The 17,958-nt window shown below is 72.4% G+C and carries 15 protein-coding genes; all 15 read right to left on the bottom strand.

The features are described 5' to 3' along the window. Window position 1 precedes the first annotated feature (1 nt). On the bottom strand, window positions 2–1,633 hold the full coding sequence (nuoN, locus tag A3CO_RS0103405; protein WP_018330827.1) for an NADH-quinone oxidoreductase subunit NuoN: 1,632 nt from the start codon (window positions 1,631–1,633) through the stop codon (window positions 2–4). Then, window positions 1,633–3,288 carry an NADH-quinone oxidoreductase subunit M gene (locus A3CO_RS0103400; RefSeq protein ID WP_018330826.1) on the bottom strand — a complete coding sequence of 552 codons (1,656 nt, stop codon included), beginning with the start codon at window positions 3,286–3,288 and terminating at the stop codon, window positions 1,633–1,635. Before A3CO_RS0103400 ends, nuoN begins: the two co-directional genes overlap by 1 nt. Next, window positions 3,285–5,336: an NADH-quinone oxidoreductase subunit L gene (gene nuoL, locus A3CO_RS0103395; RefSeq protein WP_018330825.1), complete on the bottom strand. Its 2,052-nt coding sequence runs from the start codon at window positions 5,334–5,336 to the stop codon at window positions 3,285–3,287. The genes A3CO_RS0103400 and nuoL overlap by 4 nt, the downstream gene beginning before the upstream one ends. 13 nt (window positions 5,337–5,349) lie before the next feature. Beyond that, a complete protein-coding gene (gene nuoK, locus A3CO_RS0103390; protein ID WP_018330824.1) occupies window positions 5,350–5,649 on the bottom strand; it encodes an NADH-quinone oxidoreductase subunit NuoK in 300 nt (99 codons plus the stop codon). Further along, the gene (locus tag A3CO_RS29880; RefSeq protein ID WP_018330823.1) at window positions 5,646–6,449 is read right to left on the bottom strand and encodes an NADH-quinone oxidoreductase subunit J; all 804 of its coding nucleotides are present in this window, start codon (window positions 6,447–6,449) and stop codon (window positions 5,646–5,648) included. Before A3CO_RS29880 ends, nuoK begins: the two co-directional genes overlap by 4 nt. Further along, window positions 6,446–7,063 (bottom strand): NADH-quinone oxidoreductase subunit NuoI, encoded by a 618-nt coding sequence (nuoI, locus tag A3CO_RS0103380; protein ID WP_018330822.1) that lies wholly within the window; start codon window positions 7,061–7,063, stop codon window positions 6,446–6,448. Before nuoI ends, A3CO_RS29880 begins: the two co-directional genes overlap by 4 nt. Further along, window positions 7,063–8,391, bottom strand: coding sequence for an NADH-quinone oxidoreductase subunit NuoH (nuoH, locus tag A3CO_RS0103375; protein WP_018330821.1), 1,329 nt, complete (start codon window positions 8,389–8,391; stop codon window positions 7,063–7,065). Before nuoH ends, nuoI begins: the two co-directional genes overlap by 1 nt. Then, a complete protein-coding gene (locus A3CO_RS0103370; protein WP_018330820.1) occupies window positions 8,388–10,985 on the bottom strand; it encodes an NADH-quinone oxidoreductase subunit G in 2,598 nt (865 codons plus the stop codon). Before A3CO_RS0103370 ends, nuoH begins: the two co-directional genes overlap by 4 nt. Window position 10,986: 1 nt before the next feature. After that, window positions 10,987–12,351 (bottom strand): NADH-quinone oxidoreductase subunit NuoF, encoded by a 1,365-nt coding sequence (gene nuoF / locus A3CO_RS0103365; RefSeq protein ID WP_018330819.1) that lies wholly within the window; start codon window positions 12,349–12,351, stop codon window positions 10,987–10,989. After that, a complete protein-coding gene (nuoE, locus tag A3CO_RS0103360; RefSeq protein ID WP_018330818.1) occupies window positions 12,348–13,184 on the bottom strand; it encodes an NADH-quinone oxidoreductase subunit NuoE in 837 nt (278 codons plus the stop codon). Before nuoE ends, nuoF begins: the two co-directional genes overlap by 4 nt. Continuing rightward, window positions 13,181–14,530 carry an NADH-quinone oxidoreductase subunit D gene (locus tag A3CO_RS0103355; protein WP_018330817.1) on the bottom strand — a complete coding sequence of 450 codons (1,350 nt, stop codon included), beginning with the start codon at window positions 14,528–14,530 and terminating at the stop codon, window positions 13,181–13,183. The genes nuoE and A3CO_RS0103355 overlap by 4 nt, the downstream gene beginning before the upstream one ends. Then, on the bottom strand, window positions 14,527–15,339 hold the full coding sequence (locus tag A3CO_RS0103350; protein ID WP_018330816.1) for an NADH-quinone oxidoreductase subunit C: 813 nt from the start codon (window positions 15,337–15,339) through the stop codon (window positions 14,527–14,529). Before A3CO_RS0103350 ends, A3CO_RS0103355 begins: the two co-directional genes overlap by 4 nt. 2 nt (window positions 15,340–15,341) lie before the next feature. Then, complete coding sequence (locus A3CO_RS0103345; protein WP_018330815.1) at window positions 15,342–15,899, bottom strand: NuoB/complex I 20 kDa subunit family protein; 558 nt, start codon at window positions 15,897–15,899, stop codon at window positions 15,342–15,344. 19 nt (window positions 15,900–15,918) lie between these two features. After that, window positions 15,919–16,299 (bottom strand): NADH-quinone oxidoreductase subunit A, encoded by a 381-nt coding sequence (locus A3CO_RS0103340; protein ID WP_018330814.1) that lies wholly within the window; start codon window positions 16,297–16,299, stop codon window positions 15,919–15,921. A 164-nt stretch (window positions 16,300–16,463) separates the two neighbouring features. Next, window positions 16,464–17,843, bottom strand: a complete 1,380-nt coding sequence (locus A3CO_RS0103335; RefSeq protein ID WP_018330813.1) for a geranylgeranyl reductase family protein — start codon at window positions 17,841–17,843, stop codon at window positions 16,464–16,466. Window positions 17,844–17,958: the final 115 nt, after the last annotated feature.

Genomic DNA, 17,958 nt, shown 5'->3' with positions numbered 1-17,958 from the left:
CTCAGCCTAGGAAAGAACCGGCCCCGGCCCACTCCAGGGCGGCCGTCGGGAGCACTCCCAGGAGCAAGGTCACGGCGACGCCGAGCGTGATCGCCACCGTGGTCATCGGTCCGGGGAGGCTGACGGTCGGCCCGTCGGGAGCGGGGTCGGAGAAGTACATGAGCACGATCACACGCAGGTAGAAGAACGCGGCGATCGCGCTGCACACCAGCCCGACGATCACCAACGGCGCCATCCCGTCCGCGAGGCCCGCGGAGAACACCGCGAACTTGGCGGTGAAGCCACTCGTCAGCGGCACCCCGGCGAGCGCGAGCAGGCAGAACGACAGCGCCGCGGCCACCACCGGCGACCGCTGCCCGAGCCCCGCGAAGCCCGAGAGGTGCCCGGCCTCGCCGTCGCCGGAGCGCACCAGCGAGACCAGGCCGAGGATGGCGATCGTCGTGAAGCCGTAGGCCAGCAGGTAGAACAACGTCCCGGAGAGGCCGGCCGGGGTGATGGCCAGGCAGCCGATGAGGATGAAGCCGGCGTGGGCCACCGAGGAGTAGGCGACCATGCGCTTGAGGTCGGTCTGGGTGATCCCCAGCACCGTGCCGATCACCATGGAGGCGATCGCGACCGCCCACAGCACGCCGCGCCACTCCAGCGCCGTGGTGCCGAACGCGACCGTGAACACGCGCAGGATCGCGCCGAACGCGGCGACCTTGGTGCAGGCGGCCATGAACGCGGTGACGGGGGTCGGGGCGCCCTGGTAGACGTCGGGCGTCCAGGTGTGGAACGGGCCGACCGAGGCCTTGAACATCAGCCCGACGACGAGCAGCGCCAGGCCCGCGAACAGCAGCGTGTCCGAGCGCAGCGGGCCGGCGGCCGACGCCGCGATGTCGCCGAGCCGCACGGAGCCGGCGTAGCCGTAGAGCAGCGCCACGCCGTAGAGGAAGAACGCCGACGCGAACGCGCCGAGCAGGAAGTACTTCACGGCCGCCTCCTGCGAGAGCAGGCGACGACGCCGGGCGAGCCCGCACAGCAGGTACAGCGGCAGGCTGAGCACCTCGAGCGCGACGAACATCGTCAGGAGGTCGTTCGCGGCGCTGAAGGCGAGCATCCCGCCGAGGGCGAACAGCACGAGCGGGAAGATCTCGGTGTGCATCTCCGGCGGCGTCGCCGGGTCCGGGCCCCCACCACCGCCGCGGCGCGCCACGGCGCCGCGGGAGTCGGGTCCGGTCCCCGACGGGGAGCGGGAGCCCCCGGCCAGGACCTTCTCCTGCGCCTCGGCGAGCGCCTCGGGGTCGGCGACGAACACGCCGCCCGGCTCGACGGACCGGTCGGCCAGCATCAGCACCGACGGGATCGCGAGGGCCAGCAGGGTGCCCCAGAGGAAGAGGCCCGGGGCGTCCACGGACAGCGAGCCGGCGAGCACCACCACGTCGGCGGCCCCGCTGGTGGCGCGGACGACGACCGCCACGAGCGCGACCACCACGACGGCGAGGCTGAACACCAGCTGCGCCGGCCGGCGACGCTCCAGCGGCAGCACGGCCTCGATCAGCACCGAGACGCACGCACCCCCGAGCACGATCAGCAGCGGCGCGAGGGCGCCGTAGTCGACGCCGAGGGCATCGGAGAAGGACTGGGATCCCATCAGCGGGCCACTCCGTTCGGGCCGACCGGGTCGGCGACGCCGACCTCGCTCATGGTGGCGGAGACCGCCGGGTTGATGACGTCCAGCACCGGCTGCGGGAAGAACCCGAGCAGGAAGATCAGCAGCACCAGCGGGGCGAGCACCCCGATCTCCCGGCCGGACAGGTCCCCGAAGCGCGCCTTCCGCGCGGCGTCGGGCGGGTCGGTGTCGACGGTGTCGGAGCCCGGCCCGCCGGCCAGGGCCCGCGCGCTCGCGGCGCCCGGGCCACCGCCGACGACGGCCTCGCCGCGCAGCGGGCCCGTCATCGTGCGCTGGTAGACCCAGAGCACGTAGAGGGCCGCGAAGATGATCCCGACGGTGGCGATCACGGTGTAGACCGGCTCGCGCGGCCAGGAGCCGATGAGCACGAGGAACTCCGAGACGAACGAGTTCGTGCCCGGCAGCGACAGCGTCGTCAGGCCCGCCAGGAGGAACAGGCCGGCGAGCACCGGCGCGATCCGCCCGACCCCGCCGTAGTCGGCGATCCGGTTCGACCCGCCCCGGGCGGCCAGCATGCCGACGACGAGGAACAGCATCGCCGTGGAGATGCCGTGGTTGACCATGTAGAGCGCGGAGCCCGCCAGGGCCTGCTGGCTGAACGCGAAGATCCCGAGCCCGATGAACCCGAAGTGGGCGATCGAGGTGTAGGAGACGAAGCGCTTCATGTCGGTCTGCATCGCGGCGAGCAGCGCCCCGTAGAGCACGCCGATCACCGACAGGACCAGGACCAGTGGCGCGAGGGTCCGCGACGCCAGCGGGAAGAGCGGCAGGCAGTAGCGCAGGAACCCGAAGACGCCGACCTTGTCGAGGACGCCGACGAGGATGACGCCGCCGCCGATCGGGGACGCGGCACCGGCGTCGGGCAGCCAGGTGTGCAGCGGGACCAACGGCGCCTTGATCGCGAACGCGGCGAAGAACCCGAGGAACAGGAAGATCTGCGTGGACTCCGGCAGCTGCACCGCGAGCCGCTGCAGCTCGGCCCAGTCGAAGGTGGCGGCGCCGAGGCGGGTGCCGCTCGCGACGTAGAGGCCGATCACCGAGCCGAGCATGATCAGGCCGCCGAGGAACGAGTACAGGAAGAACTTGACCGCGGCGTACTGCCGTCGGGCCCCGCCGAAGCGCCCGATGATGAAGTACATCGGGACGAGCATGACCTCGAACATCACGTAGAAGACGAAGACGTCGGTCGCCGCGAACAGGGCCACCAGCACGCCCTGCAGCGACAGCATCAGCGCGACGAACCCGCCCGCGCCGCGGGGCTCGCCGTCGGGACCGTCGGGGAACCGCTCCGCCGCCGACGTGAACGACGTGTAGGCGATGACGACGGGCACGAGGACCGAGAGCAGGGCGATCATCGCCAGGGCGATGCCGTCGAGGCCCAGCGAGAACGAGACGCCGAAGGCCGGGATCCACTCCACGGAGGACCGGCCCTGGAACCGCGTCGGAGCGGCCGGGTCGAACAGGCCCCACACGACGGCGACGAGCACCAGCTCGACGAGCGAGACGGCGAAGCCCGCGGACCTCGCGGCCCCGTCGCGGCCGTTCTTGACCAGGGCGCCGCACACGGCCGCCCCCACGAGGGGCAGCAGCACGAGGACGATCACGAGGGCGCTCACGGCAGCGCCACCGCCAGCAACGCCGCGACCAGCACGAGCGAGCCTCCCAGCATCGTCAGCGCGTACGAGCGCACGAACCCGGTCTGGGCGCGGCGGACCCGGCCCGACGTCCCGCCGAGCAGGGCGGCGGCGCCGTTGACGGCGCCGTCGACCCCGCGGTTGTCGAGGTAGACCAGCGCGCGGGAGAGCCAGATGCCCGGCCGCGCGATGACCCCCTCGTTGATGGCGTTGGCGTAGAGGTCGGCTCGCGCGGCGCGCACCGGCAGCGACACCCGCTGCGGCCGCTCCACCGGCACCGGCCGGCGGCCCACTGTCAGGTAGGCGATCCCGACGCCGAGCAGCATGAGCACCGACGCGATGCCGGGGACGAGCCCCGTCGGGATGACGGTGTCCTCGACCTCGCGGACCGGGCCGATGGCCGGCTCCAGCCAGCCGCCGAGACGCTCGCCGATCACGAGGAACGCGCCGGCCCCGACCGAGCCGATCGCCAGCACGATCATCGGCACCGTCATCGATGCGGGCGACTCGTGCGGGTGGTAGTGCTCGGGTGCGGCTCCATGGTCCAGCTCCGCTGCGCTCCGTGTCCCTCCGTGGCCCGGCTCCGGGTGCTGCGGGGCGGCCTCGCTCTCCAGCGACGGGTCCCAGGGGGCGGAGCGCGGGGTGAGCGAACGCCACCGCTCGGGCCCGAAGAACGTCATGAGCATCAGCCGCGTCATGTAGAACGCGGTGAGTCCGGCCGCGAGCAGCGCGGCCCCGCCGAGCAGCCAGCCGCGCTCCGGCGGGCCCCCGAGGGCGGCCTCGATGATCAGGTCCTTCGAGTAGAAGCCCGACAGGAACGGGAAGCCGATGAGGGCCAGGTAGCCGAGGGTGAACGTGGCGAACGTGATCGGCATGTGGCGCCACAGTCCGCCGAAGCGGCGCATGTCGGTCTCGTCGGCCATCCCGTGCATCACCGACCCGGCGCCGAGGAAGAGCCCGGCCTTGAAGAAGCCGTGGGCCAGCAGGTGGGCGAGGCCGGCCGCGTAGCCGATCGGCCCGAGCCCGACGGCGAGCATCATGTAGCCGATCTGGCTCACCGTGGAGTAGGCCAGCACCTTCTTGATGTCGTCGTAGGCGCAGCCGACGATCGCGCCGATGAGCATCGTGACCGCCCCGACGATCGTCACGACGAGGCGCCCGGTGGGCGTGAGGTCGTAGATCGGGTGCGCGCGGGCGACGAGGTAGACCCCCGCCGTCACCATCGTCGCGGCGTGGATGAGGGCGGAGACCGGGGTCGGGCCCTCCATGGCGTCGGGGAGCCAGGCCTGCAGCGGGAACTGGCCGGACTTGCCGCACGCGCCGAGCAGGAGCAGCAGCGCGACCGCGGTGATCGCGCCGGGCGAGAGCTCGCCGATCCGCGCGAAGACCGCGGTGTACTGCGTGGTGCCCAGCTGCGCGAACAGGATGAAGATCGCGAGCGCGAGCCCGACGTCGCCGACGCGGTTCATCAGGAACGCCTTCTTCGCCGCGGACGCCGCGAGCGGGCGCTGCACGTAGAAGCCGATCAGCAGGTAGGAGGCGAGACCGACGCCCTCCCACCCGAGGTAGAGGGTGAGGAAGCCGTTGCCGAGGACCAGCACGAGCATCGCCGCGACGAACAGGTTGAGCATCGCGAAGAACTTGCGCCGGTTCTCGTCGTGCGCCATGTAGCCCACCGAGTAGATGTGGATCAACGACCCCACACCGGTGATGAGCAGGACGAACGTCAGCGACAGCGGGTCCAGGCGCAGCCCGAACTCGACCGAGAGCGACCCGGAGGCGAACCACTCGTAGAGCGGCAGGTCACGCACCCGCTCCTCGCCCGGCAGCGCGAGCGTCGAGACGAACAGGACGACGCCGTAGACGAAGGACGCCAGCACCGTGGCGGTGCCGAGCAGGTGGCCCCAGCGGTCGGTGCGCCGACCGCCGAGGAAGAGCACCGCGGCACCCAGGGCCGGCAGCGCGACGAGGAGCCAGGCAGCGGTGCCGGCTCCCGTCGCGGGGGCCACGGGGGGCAACTCGGTGAGCATCGAGGAGCTCCCGTCAGTACTTGAGGAGGTTCGCGTCGTCGACCGAGGCGGTCCGGCGCGTGCGGAAGATGGCCATGATGATCGAGAGGCCGACGACGACCTCCGCGGCCGCGACGACCATGACGAAGAACGCCATGACCTGGCCGTCGAGCGAGCCGTTGATGCGCGAGAAGGTGACCAGCGACAGGTTCACCGCGTTGAGCATGAGCTCGACGCACATGAACACGACGATCGCGTTGCGGCGCACCAGCACCCCGACGGTGCCGATCGAGAAGAGCAGCGCCGAGAGCAGCAGGTAGTTCGTGGGGCTCACGTCTGGCTCCCCTGGATCTCGCCGCGCTCGGCGTGGTGGGAGTGGGCGGCGGTGTCGTGCTCGTCGCCGGGGCGGGAGAGCCCGGTCGCGTGACCGAGCCGCTCGCGGGCCGTCGCCTCGATGATCGCCGAGAGCGACTCCGGGGCCACCGAGCCGTCCGGCAGCAGCGCCGGGGTGGCGACCGAGTCCGCCGTCGCGAAGACGCCGGGGCCCGACCGCGAGCCGTACTTCTCCAGCGGTCCGCGCAGCCGGTCGGCGACCCGCTCCTTCTGCGTGATCGCCTTCGACCTCGCCCGGCCCGCGAACGTGTAGACCATCGCGCCGACCGCGCCGGTGATGATGAGCGCCGAGGTCAGCTCGAACGCGAGCAGGTAGCGCTGGAAGACCAGGAGGCCGAGGCCGCCGACGTTCGACCCGGTCGGGGCCGCGGTGGTCAGCGGGACGCCGACCGACTGCGCGACCGCGCCGATCATGAGCCCCGCGAGCCCGATGCCCAGCACCGCGGCCGCGACGCGCTGGCCGCGCAGCACCTCGACCACCGAGTCCGAGGCGTCCCGGCCGACCATCATCAGCACGAAGACGAACAGCATCATGATCGCGCCGGTGTAGACGATGATCTGGGTGAAGCCCAGGAACGGCGCGGTCTGCAGCATGTAGATGAGCCCGAGCGACAGCATCGTCAGCACCAGCCACAGCGCCGAGTGCACGGCGTTGCGGGAGAACACCATCCCGAGCCCGCCGGCCAGGGCCACCGGGCCGAGGATCCAGAACCCGACGGCCTCGCCGATCGAGGTGGTCATCGCTTCTCCTCCGGGGCCTTCCCGACGAGGGCCGCGCCCGGCAGCGCGTTCGCGCCGGCGCGGTTGTCGGTGTCGAGATCCTCGGCGCCCGCCTGGTCGCGGCCGCGCCGCGCCATCTCCGGGCCCTGCACGTAGTAGTCCTGCTCGTCGTCCCCGAGGCGCATCGGGTGCGGCGGCTGCTCCATGCCCGGCAGCAGCGGGGCGAGGAGCATGTCCTTCGTGTAGATCAGGTCCTGCCGGTCGTCGTCGGCGAGCTCGTACTCGTTCGTCATCGTCAGCGACCGCGTCGGGCACGCCTCGATGCAGAGCCCGCAGCCGATGCAGCGCAGGTAGTTGATCTGGTAGATCGCGCCGTAGCGCTCGCCGGGCGAGAAGCGCGCCTCGGGCGTGTTGTCGCCGCCCTCGACGTAGATGGCGTCGGCCGGGCAGGCCCACGCGCAGAGCTCGCAGCCGACGCACTTCTCGAGGCCGTCCGGGTGCCGGTTGAGCTGGTGGCGGCCGTGGTAGCGCGGCGCGGTCACCTTCTTGACCAGCGGGTACTCCTCGGTGACGACCTTCTTGAACATCGTCGAGAAGGTGACGCCGAAGCCGGCGATGCCGTCGAACATGCCCATCAGGCGTCCTCCTTCTGACCGGAGCCGACGGCGGCCGTCTCCGGGGCCGTCGAGCCCGCCACGGAGCGGCGACGCCGCGGGGGGCTCGCCGGGACGGTGAGATCCAGCGGCGGCACGGGATAGGTCCCGACGACGGGTGGCTCGGCGACGGTCCCGTCGTCCTCGGCCGCCCGGTCGGGCAGCATCAGCGCGACGACGATCGCCACCACGAGCACGACCGCGCCGACCATCAGCACCACGGGCGCCGAGATGGTGCCGTACTGGTTGCGCAGCACCCGCAGCGTGGCCACCGCGACGATCCACACCAGGCTGACCGGGATGAGGATCTTCCAGCCGAGCCGCATGAACTGGTCGTAGCGCTGGCGGGGCAGCGTGCCGCGCAGCCAGATGTAGACGAACAGGAACACGAACATCTTCGAGATGAACCAGACGACCGGCAGCCAGCCCGAGTTCACGCCGGGGATCAGCGACAGCGGCCACGGGGCCATCCAGCCGCCGAGGAACAGCGTCGTGGCCACCGCGGAGAGGGTGACCATGTTGACGTACTCGGCGAGGAAGAAGAGCGCGAACTTCAGCGACGAGTACTCGGTGTGGAAGCCGCCGACGAGCTCCGACTCGGCCTCGGGGAGGTCGAACGGCGCGCGGTTGGTCTCGCCGACCATCGAGATCGCGAACACGATGAAACTGACCGGCAGCAGCCAGATGTACCAGCCGGACTGCTGGGCGGCGACGATGTCGGCGGTGGACAGCGACCCGGCGTAGAGCACCACGCCGATGATCGACAGGCCGAGCGCGAGCTCGTAGGAGATGACCTGCGCGGCGGAGCGCAGCGACCCGAGCAGCGGGTACGGCGACCCGGACGCCCAGCCGGAGAGCACGATGCCGTAGACCCCGACCGAGGAGCAGGCCAGCACGACGAGGATGCCGACCGGCAGGTCCGCGACCTGCAGCGCGGTGTGGTGCCCGAAGATCGAGACCTCGGGGCCGAGCGGGATCACGGCGAACGCGACGAAGGCCGGGATCGTCGAGATGACGGGGGCGAGGAAGAAGACGGCCTTGTCCGCGAGGACCGGCCGGATGTCCTCCTTGAACGCCAGCTTGAGCCCGTCGGCGAGCGACTGGAGCAGGCCGAACGGCCCGTTCCAGTTCGGCCCGGGCCGCTGCTGCATGCGCCCCACGACCCGGCGCTCGAGCCAGATCATGAACAGCGTCATGACCAGCAGCAGCGCGAACACCACGACGACCTTGACGATCGTCAGCCACAGCGGGTCGTTCGCGAGCAGCGCCTGGGTGTACCCGGGGGTGCCGGGCGGCGGTAGCGGGTTCACTGCGGTTCTCCGTTCCCGACGACGGGTGCTCCTGCGCCGGGGCCGCGGACCTCGACGGCGCCGCCGTGGTGGAGCCCGAGCCCGGCGAGCGTGACGACCCCGCCCGCGACCGGGATGTGCGAGGGCGCCCAGACGACGTCCTCGGGCAGGTCGGCGATCTCGACGACGAGGTCGAGCGTCTCCCCGACGCGCGCCGGTTCGCCCGCGACGAGGCCGAGCCGCTCGGCGGTGGCCGCGGCGACCCGCAGTCGGGCCGGGCGGGCGGTGCCGGGCAGGTCGTTCTCCTCGGCCAGGAGGGCGCCGCCGTCGATCAGCTGGCGCCACGTGGCGAGCCGGACCCGTGGGCCGTCCGTCAGCGGTGCGCCACCGCCGACCCCGGATGTCAGCCGTGCGCCACCGCTGACGCCGGCCGGCGCCGACGGGCGCGTCGCCGGGGTCGACGGCGTCACCGCGACCGTGCCCAGCTCCGAGAGCTCCGCCGCGGCGGCCTGCGGGGTCTGGGTGAACAGGTCGACGTCCATCTCGACGGCGAGCGAGTCCAGCACCCGGCAGTCCGGCAGCGTCACCGCGGCGATGCCGCCGACGCGCCCGGACCCACCCTGGCCCGGGTCGATGGTCGTCGTGAAGGGACGGTCGCGGCCCTCCCAGTTGCGGTAGGTGCCGCTGCGGTTGACCGCGGGCGCCACCGGGAGCACGACGTCGGCGTGCTCGGTGACCTCGGAGTGCACCTGCTCGAGCGAGATCACCACGTCGGCCGCGGCGAGGGCCTCGCGGGCGAGCGCGGGGTCGGGCAGGTCGGCGAGCTCCACGCCGCCGACGACCAGGCCGGCGAGCTCGCCGTCGCGGGCGGCGGTGAGCATGGCGGTGAGGTCGCGGCCGGGCCGCTCGGGCAGCGTCGGCACGCCCCAGATCTCGGCGACCGCCTCGCGGGCGGCCGCGTCGTCGACGCGGCGGGCGCCCGGCAGCAGGGTCGGCAGCGCGCCGGCGTCCACGCCGCCGCGCTCCCCGGCCCGTCGCGGCACCCAGGCGATGCGGGCACCGGTCCGCGCGCCGAGCTCGCTCACCGCGGTGAGCAGGCCCGGCACCTCGGCGGCGCGCTCGCCGACGAGCACCACGGCGCCCGGCGCGGCCAGGGCGGCCGCGAGGTCCTCGGGCAGGTCGGCCAGCGCCGCGGGCTCCTCGCCCGGCACCGCGCCGAGCAGGTGCCCCCCGGTCTTCACGACGGCGGGGGTGGTCCAGCTGCCGACGTGCACCACGCGGGTGCCGTGCCGCGACGCCTTGCGCAGCCGCAGGAAGACGATCGGCGACTCCTCCTCGGGGTCGAACGCCACGCACAGCACGGTGCGGGCGGCCTCGAGGTGGGCGTAGGAGACGTGGCTCGGGGCGACGCCCGCGACGTGCCCGGCGAGGAAGTCGAGCTCCTCGTCGGAGTGCGTCCGGGCCCGCTGGTCGACGTCGTTGGTGCGCAGCGCCACGCGCGCGAACTTGGCGTAGGCGTAGGCGTCCTCGACGGCCAGCCGGCCGCCGGGCAGCACCCCGACGCCCCGCTTGGGCGCGAGCTCCTCGCCGTCCTCACCGGTCCGGGCCGGGCCGCGGCCGTCGCGTGCGTCGGCGAGCAGCGTCGCCGCCCGCTCCAGCGCGTCCACCCACGGGACCGGGGTCAGCACGCCGTCCTCGCGGACCATCGGCTGCAGCACCCGCAGCGGCGAGGTCGGGTAGCGGAACGCGAACCGGCCCTTGTCGCAGAGCCACTCCTCGTTGACCGTCGTGTCCTCGCCGGCCAGCACGCGGGTCACCCCGCCGCGGCGCCAGTCGCGCCGGGTGGAGCAGCCGGACGCGCAGTGCTCGCACTGCCCCGGCGTGGAGACCAGGTCGAAGGGCCGTGACCGGAACCGGTAGGAGGCGCTGGTCAGCGCGCCGACCGGGCAGATCTGGATGGTGTTGCCGGAGAAGTAGGACTGGAACTCCTCGCCGGCGCCCCAGGCCGTCTCCTCCGTGCCGATCTGCTGGTGCGCCCCGCGCTCGAGGAGCTCGATGAACGGGTCACCGGCGATCTGGTCGGAGAACCGGGTGCAGCGCTGGCAGAGCACGCACCGCTCGCGGTCGAGGAGCACCTCGTCGGAGATCGGCAGCGGCTTCTCGAAGTGCCGCTTGTGCTCGTGGAAGCGCGACTCCGCCCGCCCCGAGGTCATGGCCTGGTTCTGCAGGGGGCACTCGCCGCCCTTGTCGCAGATCGGGCAGTCCAGCGGGTGGTTGATGAGCAGCAGCTCCATCACGCCCTGCTGCGCCTTGTCGGCGACCGCGGACGTGACCTGCGTCTTCACCACCATCCCGTCGGCGACGGTCATGGTGCAGCTGGCCTGCGGCTTCGGCATCGGCCGCCCGCCCATCTCCACCTCGACCAGGCACTGGCGGCAGGCGCCGGCTGGCTCGAGGAGGGGGTGGTCGCAGAACCGCGGGACGACGATGCCGAGGCGCTCGCAGGTCCGGATGAGGATCTCGCCCTTGGGCGCGTCGACGGTGCGACCGTCGATCGTCAGCCGGACGTGGCCCTCGGGGACCGGCGGGGCCTCCTGCTCGGGAGCCTGGGTCATGTCAGTGCACTCCGGCGAGAACTCGTTCGGTGGCGGCGGGCTGCGCCTGGCACAGGTCCAGGAACTCCTGCCGGAAGTACTTGATGCCGCTCGTGATCGGCGAGACGGCGCCGTCGCCCAGGGCGCAGAACGAGCGGCCCAGGACGTTCGAGCACACGTCGAGGAGGGTGTCGATGTCCTCCTCGGTGCCCTGCCCGTCGTTCATGCGGCGCAGGATCCCGGCGAGCCAGTAGTTGCCCTCGCGGCACGGCGTGCACTTGCCGCAGGACTCGTGCTCGTAGAACTCGGTCCACTTCATGACCGCCCACGGCACGCTGACCGTCTCGTTGAAGATCATCACGGCGGTGGTGCCGAGCATGGAGCCCGCCTCGGCGGCCCCCTCGAAGTCCAGCGGCACGTCGAGGTGCTCGGCGGTGAACAGCGGCGTGGACGAGCCACCCGGCGTCCAGAACTTCAGCGGGATGCCGTCCTTCATGCCGCCGGCCATCTCGAGCAGCTCGCGCAGCGTCGTGCCGAGCGGGGCCTCGTACTGCCCGGGGCGCTCCACGTGCCCGGACAGCGAGTAGATCTTCGGGCCGGGCGAGCGCTCGCGGCCCATGGCCCGGAACCAGTCCTTGCCGCCGGCGACGATCGAGGGCACCGTGGCGATGGTCTCGACGTTGTTGACCACCGTCGGGGCCGCGTAGAGCCCCGCCGTCGCGGGGAACGGCGGCTTGAGCCGCGGCTGGCCGCGGCGCCCCTCGAGCGAGTCGAGCAGCGCGGTCTCCTCGCCGCAGATGTACGCGCCGGCGCCGGCGTGCACCACGATGTCGAGGTCGAACCCGCTGCCGTGGATGTCCTTCCCGAGGTGGCCCGCCGCGTAGGCCTCCTGGACCGCGAAGTGCAGCCGGCGGATGGCGTGGACGATCTCGCCGCGGATGTAGATCGCGCAGAAGTTCGCCCGGATCGCGTAGGCCGTGATGATGCAGCCCTCGATGAGGCTGTGCGGGTCGGCCATCATCAGCGGGGTGTCCTTGCAGGTGCCCGGCTCGCCCTCGTCGGCGTTGATGACGAGGTACTTCGGCTTGAACTGCGGGGCGTCCTTGGTGGCCTCGGTCGGCTCCTCGCCCGGCTTCGGCTGCGGGATGAAGCTCCACTTCATGCCCGTCGGGAAGCCGGCGCCGCCGCGGCCGCGCAGGCCGGAGTCCTTGACCAGCGTCACGATGTCGGCCGGCGCCATGGCGAACGCCTGGCGCATGGCCTCGTAGCCGCCGAGCTCGGCGTAGTGGCGCAGCGTCCACGACTCGGGCAGCAGCCACCGCCGGGTGAGGACCGGCGTGAGGGGGTCGGGGCGGTACTCCTCGGGGGTTCCGTTGGGCTCGCTCACGAGGCACCTCCAGGGAGGTCGACGGCTTCGGTGGGGCGGTCGGGGGAGGCGTCGGGCATCGGGGGCGCGGTCCAGCCCCGCTCCTCGGCGAGGGTGGCGCCGCGCAGCGTGGCCTCGTCGGCGCTCGGGCCGGCGTTGGCCGCCGCCCCGCCGACCTCGGGGTCGTCGAAGAACCCGGCGAGGAGCAGCTCGATGCGCCGGAAGTCGGTCAGCGGGGCGCCGCGGGTCGGGTGCGGCTTCTCCCCCCGCTGCAGCGCCTCGATGATCCCGACGGCGCTGTCCACCGTCTGCCGGTCGTAGAACTCGTAGTTCACGGTGAGCACGGGCGCGAGGTCGCAGGCCGCGAGGCACTCGGCGTGCTCGATGGTGAGGCTGCCCGGGGCACCGGGCTCCCCCGACGTCCCGGCCTCGCCGGGGGGCCACGCCGTCTCCTCGTGGCCGATGCCGCCGAGCCGCTCGCGCACCGCGGCGTAGATGTCGTCGCCGCCGAGCGCCGCGCACAGCGTGTTGGTGCAGACGCTCACCAGGTGCTCGCCGACCGGCTCGCGCTTGTACATCGTGTAGAACGTCGCGACCGCCGAGACCTCGGCGGGCGTGATGTCGAGGATGTCGGCGCAGAACGCGACGCCGGCGCGGCTGACGTGGCCCTCCACGTACTGCACGAGGTGCAGCAGCGGCAGCAGCGCCGACCGCGGCTCCGGGTAGCGTGCCACGATCGCCGCGGCCCGCTCGCGCTGGCCGTCGAACACCGAGAGGTCGACGTCGGTGTCGGGACGCATCCGGGGACGCTCGGCGTCGGTCGGGGTGAGGGCCGGGTTCACGTGCGTGGTCATCGGTCGCAGCCCCCCATCACGGGGTCGAGGCTCGCCAGCGCGGCGATGACGTCGGAGACCATCCCGCCCTCGCACATCGCCGGCGCGGCCTGCAGGTTGACGAAGCTGGGCTCGCGCAGGTGCACGCGCAGCGGGCGCGTCCCGCCGTCGGAGACGAGGTGGGCGCCGAGCTCGCCGCGCGGCGACTCGATCGGCACGTACGCCTGCCCCGGCGGCACCTTGAAGCCCTCGGTGACCAGCTTGAAGTGGTGGATCAGGGATTCCATCGACTGGCCCATGATCTGCCGGACGTGCTCGAGCGAGTTGCCCATGCCGTCCGCGCCGACCGACAGCTTGGCCGGCCACGCGATCTTCGCGTCCTGGACCATCACCGGGCCGGGCTCGAGCGCCTCGACGCACTGCCGGACGATCCGCAGCGACTGGTGCATCTCCTCGACCCGCAGCTTGTAGCGGGCGAAGGAGTCGGCCGCCGTGTCGGTCGGCACCTCGAAGTCGTACTGCTCGTAGCCGAGGTAGGGGTCGACCTTGCGGAGGTCCCAGGCCAGGCCCGCGGAGCGCAGGATCGGGCCGGTGACGCCGAGCGAGAGGCAGCCGTCGAGCGGCAGGTAGCCGATCCCGACGAGGCGCTGCTGCCAGATGGCGTTGCCGGTGAGCAGCTGGTGGAACCCGGGGAGCCGGGAGTCCATGACGTCGCAGAACTCGAGGATCCGCTTCTCGGCGCCGTCGGGGAGGTCCTGCACGACGCCGCCGGGGCGGATGAACGCGTGGTTCATGCGCAGGCCGGTGAGGAACTCGAGCAGGTGCAGCACCTCCTCGCGCTCCCGGAACCCGTTGGTCATCCCGGTGAGCGCGCCGAGCTCCATCCCGCCGGTGGCCAGCGCCACGAGGTGCGAGCCGATCCGGTTGATCTCCATGAGCATGACGCGGATGACCTGCGCCCGCGTCGGCACCTCGATGCCGAGCAGGCGCTCGACCGACATGCAGTAGGCGGTCTCGGTGAACAGCGGCGCGAGGTAGTCGCACCGGGTCACGAAGGTGACGCCCTGGGTCCAGGTGCGGTACTCGCAGTTCTTCTCGATCCCGGTGTGCAGGTAGCCGATCACCAGCCGCACGTCGGTGACGGTCTCGCCGGAGATCTCCAGCACGAGGCGCAGCACGCCGTGCGTGGACGGGTGCTGCGGCCCCATGTTGATGACGATGCGCTCGTCGCCGGTCGACTCGTCGACGAGCTCGTCCCAGTCACCGCCGGTGACGGTGTAGACGGTGCCCTCGGTGGTCTCGCGGGACGACGCGGCGTAGGGGTCGGTGACGGTGTGGTCGGTGACGGAGTCGTCGAGGTCGGTCACGTGTAGGCCCTCCGCTGGTCGGGCGGCGGGATCTCGGCGCCCTTGTACTCGACCGGGATGCCGCCCAGCGGGTAGCTCTTGCGCTGGGGGTGGCCGTTCCAGTCGTCCGGCATGAGGATCCGGGTCAGGCTCGGGTGGCCGTCGAAGACGATCCCGAACATGTCCCAGGTCTCGCGCTCGTGCCAGTCCGCCGTCGGGTAGACCGGCACGAGCGAGGGGCAGCGCGCGTCCTCGACGTCGAGGCACACCTCGAGCCGCAGCCGCCGCCGGTAGGTCATGGAGAGCAGCTGCACCACGACGTGCAGCTGCTGCGGCACGTCCTCGCCGTAGTCCACCCCGGACACCCCGGAGCAGAACTCGAAGCGCAGCGCCGCGTCGTCGCGCAGGAGCGTCGCGAGCGTCGGCAGGTGGTCGCGGGCGACGTACCAGGTCATCTCGCCGCGGTCGACGGTCACCTGCGGCACGGCCTCGTCGAAGGCGACGAGGCCGCCCTCCTCGAGCGCCGCCGCGGTCTCGTCGACCACCTCGTCGAACCAGCCGCCGTAGGGCCGCTCGGCCGGGGCCGGGGCGTAGGCGGGCAGCCGGAGGCCGCCGAAGCCCGAGGTGTCGCCCGAGCCGTGGATGCCGAACATGCCCTCGCGGTGGCGGCCGGTGACCGTCGGCGCGTGGGGGCGGTGCTGCTCGACCGGGGAGAACGCGACCGCACCGGGCTCGCTGTGCTCGGAGGATCCGGGCGTCGCGCCGGTCGGGCCGGACGCCCCACCGGTCCCGGTCGGGGGGACGCCGGGCTGCTTCTCGTCGTCGGCCACGGCTACTCCCGCCCGTACTTGACGGACGAGGGCAGCAGCTCGAGCGTCTCGCCCTGGGCGCGGCGCTCGGCGGCCAGCTGCGCCCGGACCGGCCCCAGCGGCTCGACCTGGATCTTCTGGTGCAGCTTGAGGATCGCGTCGATGAGCATCTCCGGCCGCGGCGGGCAGCCGGGCAGGTACATGTCGACGGGCACCACGTGGTCCACGCCCTGCACCACGGCGTAGTTGTTGAACATGCCGCCCGACGAGGCGCACACGCCCATGGCGAGCACCCAGCGGGGCTCGGCCATCTGGTCGTAGATCTGGCGCAGGACCGGCGCCATCTTGTTGGTGACACGACCCGCCACGATCATCAGGTCGGCCTGCCGGGGGCTGGGGCGGAAGACCTCCATGCCGAAGCGGCCGAGGTCGTAGCGCGGCGCGCCCGACGTCATCATCTCGATCGCGCAGCAGGCCAGCCCGAAGGTGGCCGGCCAGAGCGAGGCCTTACGGGTCCAGTTGACCAGTCCCTCGACGGTGGCCAGCAGGATGCCGTTCGGCAGCTTCTCCTCGAGTCCCATGCGATTCCCTACCGCTTCCCTACGTCCAGTCCAGGCCGCCGCGTCGCCACACGTACGCGTAGGCGAAGGCGACGGTCCCGATGAAGAGCACGATCTCGACCAGCCCGAACAGGCCGAGCGCATCGATGTTGATCACGAACGGGTAGAGGAACACCATCTCGATGTCGAAGAGGATGAACAGCATCGCCGTGAGGTAGTAGGCGACCGGCACGCGGCCGCCGCCGACCACGGGCTGCGGCGACGGTTCGATCCCGCACTCGTAGGTGTCGAGCTTCGCCCGGTTGTAGCGCCGCGGGCCGATGTAGGGGGCGGCGGTCACCGAGAACAGGGCGAACCCGCCCGCGAGCACGAACATGGCGATGAGGGGGACGTATGCGGTGAGTCCCGCGCTGCCCTGCATCGGGGGAACCTCCTGCTCGGTGGTGTTCGAGACAACTGCTCGGTGGTCTGCGACACCGTGGATCCGGTGTCCGGCGTCACCCCCGGCGGACGGACGCCGACCCTACGGAGGGAGGACGAACGTCGGCGGGGTGAGGGTGGCCTTAGTCCGGGCTCACGGGCTGGTCATGCGGCGGTCTCCTTCCCGACGCCGGGTCGGGTCGGTGAGGTGGGTCGGCGCAGTCGGGTGGGCGCCGCCTCCGGCAGTGCCGGGGTGAGCCGCAGCAGCACCTCGAGCAGGCGGTCGGAGGCGTCGCCGTCGCGGCCGTCGTGCAGGTTGGCGAGCAGCTTGAGCAGGAACGCCATGACCCGTCGTCGGGGGAGGCCGTGGCGGGCCGTGGCCTGCACGAGCCAGGGGTGGCGCAGCGCGTGCGCGAAGCGGTTGCCGAGCCGGTAGTAGCTGGCGAGCTCCGCGCGGACCGCCTCCGGGTAGCCGGCGAGCGCCCGCTCCCGCGACGGGCCCTCGGGCCGGGCGAGCGCCTGGACGGCGGCCTCCGCGGCCAGCGCCGCCGACTGCATGGCGTAGGCGATGCCCTCGCCGTTGAACGAGTTGACCATGCCGCCGGCGTCCCCGACGAGCAGCAGCCCGTCGGCGTACACCGGCGTGCGGTTGAAGCCCATCGGCAGCGCGGCGCCGCCGATCTCGTTCACCGCGTTCTCCTCACGCAGACCCCACCCGTCGGGCAGCGTGTCGCACCAGGCGCGCAGCGTGGCGCGGTAGTTGGCCCCGGCGCCGGCGTTGGTCCGGTCGAGGATGCCGAGCCCGACGTTCGCCGTCCCGTCGCCCATGCCGAACACCCAGCCGTACCCGGGCAGCAGCCCGCCGCGACCGTCGGTCAGCTCGAGGTGGGTCTCGAGGTAGTCGTCCGTGCTCTTCGGGCTGGTGTAGTACCGGCGGACCGCGACGCCGAGCGGGCGGTCGTCGCGCTTGGCGATGCCGCGCGAGAGCGCCGTCCGCGCCCCGACGCCGTCGCACGCGATCACGAGCGGCGCGCGGTAGGTGACCGGCTCGCGTTCCGGCCCGCGCCGGGCCTCGACCCCGATCACCCGGCCGGTCCGCTCGTCGGTCAGCGCGCCGGTGACGGAGGTCTGCTCCTGGATGCGGGCGCCCGAGGCGCGGGCGTGGTCGGCGAGCAGCTGGTCGAAGTCGCGGCGGGGTCGGACCATGCCGTAGGGCGGGAAGCTCGTGAGGTCGGGCCAGTCGAGGTCCACCGACAGGCCCGCGCCGTAGACCCGCAGCCCCTTGTTGTGCAGCCAGCCGGCCTCGGGGCGGGTGTCGATCCCGAGGTCGATCAGCTGCTTGACGGCCCGCGGGGTCAGCCCGTCGCCGCAGACCTTCTCGCGCGGGAACGTCGCCTTCTCCAGCACGAGCACGTCGAGCCCGGCGCGCGCGAGGTGCGTGGCGGCGGTGGCTCCGGCCGGACCGGCACCGACCACGAGCACGTCGGCCGCGCAGTCGGCACCCCCGACGCGACGCCGGGTGCGCTCGTGGTGGTGAGCGGACACCGTGGGACACCCCTTGTGAAATCGTTCACTAGCTCCGGCGGGGACGAGTCTAGGCATGTCGCGTGCGACACGCCCGGTGGATCCGGGTTTGATCTCGGGGCTGTCCGGATCCGGG

Source organism: Actinomycetospora chiangmaiensis DSM 45062 (assembly GCF_000379625.1).
Taxonomy (GTDB): domain Bacteria; phylum Actinomycetota; class Actinomycetes; order Mycobacteriales; family Pseudonocardiaceae; genus Actinomycetospora; species Actinomycetospora chiangmaiensis.
Note: the sequence above shows the minus strand (reverse complement) of the source record. Positions and strands in the feature narration are given on the sequence as shown.